The organism is Nostocoides australiense Ben110 (assembly GCF_001050535.1).
GTDB lineage: Bacteria > Actinomycetota > Actinomycetes > Actinomycetales > Dermatophilaceae > Nostocoides_A > Nostocoides_A australiense.
This window is the reverse complement of the sequence record NZ_HG764815.1, coordinates 2,712,505-2,718,259: the sequence shown is the minus strand read 5'-3', so window position 1 is coordinate 2,718,259 and position 5,755 is coordinate 2,712,505. Positions and strand designations below refer to the sequence as shown.

General features: G+C 71.5%; 9 protein-coding genes. 5 read left to right on the top strand and 4 right to left on the bottom strand.

All coding sequences use genetic code 11. The annotated features are described in order from the left end of the window. A partial coding sequence (locus tag BN11_RS13105) for a thiamine-phosphate kinase (RefSeq protein WP_162213231.1) occupies window positions 1–561 on the bottom strand: 561 nt, incomplete at its 3' end. Between the two features lie 92 nt (window positions 562–653). On the opposite strand from BN11_RS13105, the gene BN11_RS13100 reads away from it, so the two are divergent. Next, window positions 654–887, top strand: a complete 234-nt coding sequence (locus tag BN11_RS13100; RefSeq protein ID WP_048698360.1) for an Lrp/AsnC family transcriptional regulator — start codon at window positions 654–656, stop codon at window positions 885–887. Beyond that, a complete protein-coding gene (locus BN11_RS13095) occupies window positions 874–1,482 on the top strand; it encodes a hypothetical protein (RefSeq protein ID WP_157044141.1) in 609 nt (202 codons plus the stop codon). The genes BN11_RS13100 and BN11_RS13095 overlap by 14 nt, the downstream gene beginning before the upstream one ends. Here BN11_RS13095 and BN11_RS13090 read toward each other — a convergent pair. Then, window positions 1,442–2,575 (bottom strand): D-alanine--D-alanine ligase family protein, encoded by a 1,134-nt coding sequence (locus BN11_RS13090; RefSeq protein ID WP_048701447.1) that lies wholly within the window; start codon window positions 2,573–2,575, stop codon window positions 1,442–1,444. The genes BN11_RS13095 and BN11_RS13090 overlap by 41 nt on opposite strands. Before the next feature lie 81 nt (window positions 2,576–2,656). Between BN11_RS13090 and BN11_RS13085 the strand changes: the two genes are divergently transcribed. Then, on the top strand, window positions 2,657–3,736 hold the full coding sequence (locus BN11_RS13085) for a trans-sulfuration enzyme family protein (protein ID WP_048698358.1): 1,080 nt from the start codon (window positions 2,657–2,659) through the stop codon (window positions 3,734–3,736). Window positions 3,737–3,790: 54 nt separating this feature from the next. On the opposite strand, the gene BN11_RS13080 is transcribed toward BN11_RS13085, so the two are convergent. Further along, the gene (locus BN11_RS13080) at window positions 3,791–4,546 is read right to left on the bottom strand and encodes a lysophospholipid acyltransferase family protein (protein WP_157044140.1); all 756 of its coding nucleotides are present in this window, start codon (window positions 4,544–4,546) and stop codon (window positions 3,791–3,793) included. A gap of 38 nt (window positions 4,547–4,584) precedes the next feature. Between BN11_RS13080 and cofC the strand changes: the two genes are divergently transcribed. Together cofC and BN11_RS13070 are read left to right on the top strand one after the other, a co-directional pair. After that, complete coding sequence (gene cofC / locus BN11_RS13075; protein ID WP_048698356.1) at window positions 4,585–5,229, top strand: 2-phospho-L-lactate guanylyltransferase; 645 nt, start codon at window positions 4,585–4,587, stop codon at window positions 5,227–5,229. 5 nt (window positions 5,230–5,234) lie between these two features. Further along, the gene (locus BN11_RS13070) at window positions 5,235–5,456 is read left to right on the top strand and encodes a hypothetical protein (protein ID WP_048701443.1); all 222 of its coding nucleotides are present in this window, start codon (window positions 5,235–5,237) and stop codon (window positions 5,454–5,456) included. A 90-nt stretch (window positions 5,457–5,546) separates the two neighbouring features. On the opposite strand, the gene BN11_RS23805 is transcribed toward BN11_RS13070, so the two are convergent. Continuing rightward, window positions 5,547–5,755, bottom strand: a 209-nt coding sequence (locus tag BN11_RS23805) for a hypothetical protein (RefSeq protein ID WP_201329261.1), incomplete at its 5' end; no start/stop codon positions are given.

Genomic DNA, 5,755 nt, shown 5'->3' with positions numbered 1-5,755 from the left:
GGACGCCGCCCGTTCCAGCAGCGCCAGCCCGACCGCCGAGCGGCCGAGCGGACCGGAGATCGCCAGCACGTCCCCCGGCTGCGCCCCCGACCGCAGCACCGGCTCGGCGCCGGCCAGCTCACCCAGCGCGGTGATCGTCACCATCTTGACCCCCGCGGGAGCGGACGAGAGATCGCCTCCGGCGACCGAGACGGCATACCGCCGACACTGCTCTCCCAGCGCCCGCGCGAAGTCGAGCACCCACGCCAGCTGCGTCTGCGGGTCCAGCACCAGCGTCAGCAGCAGCGTCGTCGGCACCGCACCCATCGCTGCGATATCGGCGAGGTTCTGCACCACTGCCTTGGCCGCGACCTGCTCCGCGTTCGACCAGTCGTCGCGCCAGTCCCGACCGAGGACCATCGTGTCTGTCGTCGCGATCAGCGGGGAGGCGACGTCGAGGACCGCCGCATCGTCCCCGGGGCCGACGCGCTCGGTGCGCGATCCGGCGAGCAGCGGGAGCACCTGGGCCAGCAACCGGTCCTCGGTGAGGTCGGCAACGACACCCTGGGGAGACGATGACACGTCCCGCAGGGTAGCGTTCTGCCGGACATCCCCAATCCGGGGGCACCCGATCCTTCCGCCGGTTCACCGGCGCTACCCGACAGGGGGACACCGTGGTTCAGGCCTACATCCTCATCCAGACCGAGGTCGGCAAGTCAGCGTCCGTCACGGAGGCCGTCTCCGGGATCTCCGGCGTCACCCTCGCCGAGGACGTCACCGGGCCCTACGACTGCATCGCGCGTGTCGAGGCCGGCACGGTCGACGATCTCGGCAAACTCGTCATCGCCAAGATCCAGGAAGTGCCGGGCATCACCCGCACCCTGACCTGCACGGTTGTCCACGTCTGAGCCGAACCCTGGGTATGCCGCCCGCCCACCCGAGCGGTGGGGCGAACTCCTCCTGACCTCACCCGGGCGGTGGGGGCTGGCTGTGCTCGTCGCCGCGCCGTTGCTGTTGGCCGGGTGCTCCCCCGGCGGCGTGGACGTCTCGCCGGCGGCCCAGGCCGAGGCCGCGGCCTGCCAGTCCGTCGCGTGGCCCGACCGGCTCGGCGAACTCGCGCGCACGGCATCCCCGGACGACCCGTCCCTCGCCGCCTGGGGTGACCCGCCGGTGATCGCGCGCTGCGGCATACCGGCCCTGACGCCGACGACGGACGAGTGCATCGCCGTCAACGACGTCGACTGGGTGCTGCGCAAGCTCGACGACGGCTACGCCTTCACGACCTACGGCACGGACCCGGGGCTCGAGGTGCTCGTGCCCGACGACTACGCGCCGGAGACGATGGTCCTGGTCGACTTCACCGAGATCGCGAAGGGGTTGCCGCGCTCGGGCCGTGCCTGCCTCGCCGTCCGTGCCGTCGGGGGCGTCCGTGCCGTCGGGGGCGCCGTCGGGGTGAGGCCGCCTAGCGTAGCCCGACGGGGCGCTCCATCGCCAGGGCGATGAGTTCGTCGATCAGCTCCGGATAGGACACCCCAGAGGCCTGCCACATCCGCGGATACATCGAACTCGGCGTGAACCCGGGCATGGTGTTGATCTCGTTGACGATCACATCGCCGGCGCGCGTGTAGAAACAGTCGACCCGGGCCAGACCCTCACACCCGAGCGCCATGAAGGCCCGCACGGCGAGTTCGCGAATCCGGTCGCTGACCTCCGGCGGCACATCGGCCGGGCAGCTGAGTTCGACCGCGTCGGCGTCGAGGTATTTCGCGTCGAAGTCGTAGAAGTCGTGACCGTGACCCTCGCGCACGACGATCTCGCCGACCTCGGAGGTCCGCGGCGGGGCACCGTCATGTCCTTGCAGGACAGCACATTCGATCTCGCGACCGTCCATGCCGGCCTCGACGATGACCTTCAGGTCGTGGCGGCGGGCCTCCTCGACGGCGGCGTCCAGCTGGTCCATCGACGTGACCTTGCTGATGCCCATCGAGCTGCCGGCCCGGCACGGCTTGACGAACACCGGCATCCCCAGGCCGGCGACGGCGTCGCGGGCGAGGGCGGGATCGTGGCGCCATTGCGCGTCGGTGATGACCGTATGCGGTCCGACCGGCAGCCCGGCACCGGCGAAGACGACCTTCATGAAGTGCTTGTCCATCCCGGCCGCCGAGGCGAGGACACCGGATCCGACGTAGCGGATGTCGGCGAGTTCGAGCAGGCCCTGGACCGTGCCGTCCTCGCCGTAGGGGCCGTGCAACAGGGGGAAGACGACGTCGACCTCGCCGAGTTCGCGGGGCACCTCTCCGGCGTCATGCACGCTCAGGCCGCGGTCTCGGGTGCTCGTCGGCACCAGCACGGTGGCCGCGTCCTCGGGCACCTGCGGCGTGTGGTCGCGCGTCAGCTCCAACGGCGTGGGGTCGTTGTCGAGCAGCACCCACTTCCCGTCCGGCGCAATGCCGATCGGCACGATCTCGTAGCGCTGCGGGTCGATCGCGCGCATGACGCCCGCTGCGGTGGCGCAGGAGACGACGTGCTCGGAGGACCGGCCGCCGAACAACAGGACGACACGGAGCTTTCCGCTGGGGTCTGAGGTGCTGGTCATCGCCTCCGACGATACCTGCGCGCGGTGTCGCGGACCGGGCGCGCAACGCCCACGCAACACCGGGCGCCTATTGTCGGCCGTATGCCAGCCGCCCGCGCTCCGCGCCGTCCCGCCACCGCTGTCGTTGCCGCCGGGCGTCCGCCGGCCGAGGCCGGCGCCGGCCTGACCGTGCCGCCCCACTTTACCTCGACCTACACGGCCGGAGGGCCGGTTGTATATGCGCGCCAGGGCAATCCGACGTGGTCGGCGTTCGAGGAGGTCGTCGCAACCTTGGAGGGCGGACGTGCTCTGGTCTTCGCGTCGGGTATGGCGGCGGTGGACGCCGCCTTGTCCGCGCTGCCTCATGGCGCCGTCGTGGTCGCCCCTGCCGGGGCCTACAACGGGGTGGACTCGGTGTTGCGCGAGGGTGAAGCGGCCGGGCGTTGGCAGGTGCGTTGGGTGGATGTCAAGGACACCGCAGCGATCGCGGGCGCTGTCGCCGGGGCCGACCTGCTGTGGCTGGAGTCGCCGACCAATCCTCTGCTCGACGTCGCCGACGTGCCGGCCGCGATCGCTGCCGGGCGGGCGGCCGGTGCTCTGGTGGTCGTGGACAACACCTTCGCCACGCCGCTGCTGCAGCGGCCGCTCGAGTCCGGTGCCGACATCGTGCTGCATTCAGCGACGAAGTACCTCTCCGGGCACTCCGACCTGATCCTCGGTGTCCTGGTCGTCGCCGTCGAGGACGAGCAGCGGTATGCCGCGCTGGCCCGCCGCCGCACGCTCGGCGGCGGCATACCCGGGCCGATGGAAGTCTGGCTCGCCACGCGTGGAATCCGCACTCTCAGTGTGCGTTTCGAGCGGTCCTGCCGCAACGCGGCGATCCTCGCGGCCCGGTTGGATCGCCACGAAGCGATCGAGCGGGTGCGGTATCCGGGGTTCGGGGCGATGGTGTCCGTCGAGATCCGCGGGGGCAGCGGCGCAGCCGACGCCGTGTGCGCCGCAGCGTCATTGATCAGCAATTCCACGTCGCTCGGCGGGGTCGAGACGCAGTGGGAACGCCGGCGGGCCATCCCCAACGAGCCCGAGACCACGCCGGTCAACCTCGTGCGGATCAGCGTCGGCATCGAGGACGTCGAGGACATCTGGGCCGACGTCGAGCAGGCCCTCACCCGGGCGGGCTGACGCGGCCGGACCGGCCCGGCCTGTGCACCCGCTCGGTGCACCCGCTCGGTAGGTTCAGCCGGCCTTCTTGTCGGGGTGCCCGAATTCGCTCTCGCCGTAGTGCGCCGGGTCGTAGCGCTCGACGGGGGCGACCTGTCCGCGCAACTGCTCCACGCCATTGGTCAGGGAGGCCATGATCCGGCGCGTCGCCTCGGCGACGGCGGCCCGGCGGTGGGGGGCGTCATACAGATCGGACAGGTCGACCGGCGGTTGCGCGATCACACCCATCGTCTTGCGCGGCAACAGCTTCGGGAGCTTCGTGTAGGGCGCCAGCAACTCGTTCGGACCCCACATCGCCACGGGAATGACCGGGCAGCGGGTCTCCAGAGCGATCCGGGCCGCGCCGGTCTTGCCGCGCATCGGCCACAGGTCCGGGTCGCGTGTCAACGTGCCCTCGGGATAGACGCCGACGGCCTTGCCCGCGCGCACCGCGGCGACGGCCGAGCGGTAGGCATCGGCGACGCGATGCGTGCCGCGGTGCACCGGGATCTGACCGGCCCTCGTGACGATCCAGCCGACGACCGGCACGCGGAAGACACTCTCCTTGCCGAGGAAGTACACCGGCCGGCCTGCGTCATACATGAAGTGGCCCAAGATGAGAACGTCGATGTGCGACAGGTGATTCGGACACACGACGAATCCGCCCTCGGCGGGGATATTGGCCACGCCTCGCCAGTCCCGTTTCGTCAGGACCTGCAGGACCGGACGCAGCACCCGGACGACGAAACGGTAGGCGCCGGGGAGGCGCCGCTGGTCGGGAGTGCGGATCACCCGTGCAGCGTATCCGCGCCGTGGCAGGATTCCTGGCAATGGACGAGGACCTGGAGTGCGTCGTCATCGTGCCGGTCCAGGGCGCGCCGCACGGCAAGAGCCGGCTTACGGTGCCCGGCCGCGCCGGCCTCAGCCGCGCCTTCGCCGCCGACACCATCGACGCGGTCATGCGGGTGCCCAGCGCGCATCTGGTCGTCGTCACTCCCGATCCCGTCCTCACCCGATATGCCCGCGCCGCAGGGGCACTCGTCGTCCCGGACACCGGAGCCGGTCTCAACGCCGCCGTTGCGGCCGGGATGGCGGCAGGCGTCCCGTTCGGCGCACTGCCCATGGCGGCGATGCTCGGCGACCTGCCGGCGGTCACGCCCGAAGCGGTGCGTTCCGGGCTGATTCAGTGCGCCGGCCACGAGCGGGCGTTCGTCCCCGATCTCGCGGGCACCGGCACGGTTTTGCTGTGGTCGCGTGACGGACGGCTGCAGCCGGCCTTCGGACCGGGGTCGGCCGCCGCTCACGAAGCCCTCGGGTATGTCCGGTGCGAGCGGGTCCCGTCGCACCTGCGCCTCGACGTCGACGTCCGCGCGGATCTCGCCGTCGCCATCGAGCTGGGGTGCGGGCGGCATACGGCTGCCGCCCTCGCGGCGGGCGCGCTGTCGCACCCCGTCTCGCACGAGGGCCTAGGGTGAGTGCCATGCAGGCGAGCGTGCACCGGTACGACGCGGCCGATGCCTCGGGCGCCGTCATCCTCGATAACGGGGTGGTCCTCCCCTTCACGTCGGATGCCTTGCGCGACAGCGGTCTTCGCGGCCTGCGCGTCGGGCAGCGGCTGAGCATGGAGGTCACGGACGCCGATCCGCCGACCGTCACGCGGCTGTGGATCGTCGGCATCGGCGAGGGCCAGAGCATCGGCTGACCGCACCGCAGAGCCCGCGACACCACACCACGCCCCGACAGCACAAAACCCCCGGCTCACCGGAGCGAGCCAGGGGTTGTGCGGAACAGATCAGCGGGCGCTCTTGCGCGCGGGCGCCTTCTTGGCCGGGGCCTTCGTCGCGGCGGCCTTCGTCGTCGCCGTCTTCTTGGCGGCGGCCTTCGTCGCGGTCTTGGCGGCGGCCTTGGCCGGAGCGGCCTTCGTCGCGGCGGCGTTGGCCGGCGCAGCCTTACGGGCCGTCGACTTCGCCGGCGCGGCGGCGGTCTTGGCGGCGGGGGTCG

What these genes read in the sequence shown, in the direction of transcription:
- BN11_RS13090 (WP_048701447.1), bottom strand. Translation starts at nt 2,575, where the DNA reads ATGACCAGCACCTCAGACCCCAGCGGAAAGCTCCGTGTCGTCCTGTTG.
- BN11_RS13085 (WP_048698358.1), top strand. Translation starts at nt 2,657, where the DNA reads ATGCCAGCCGCCCGCGCTCCGCGCCGTCCCGCCACCGCTGTCGTTGCC.
- cofC (WP_048698356.1), top strand. Translation starts at nt 4,585, where the DNA reads ATGGACGAGGACCTGGAGTGCGTCGTCATCGTGCCGGTCCAGGGCGCG.
- BN11_RS13070 (WP_048701443.1), top strand. Translation starts at nt 5,235, where the DNA reads ATGCAGGCGAGCGTGCACCGGTACGACGCGGCCGATGCCTCGGGCGCC.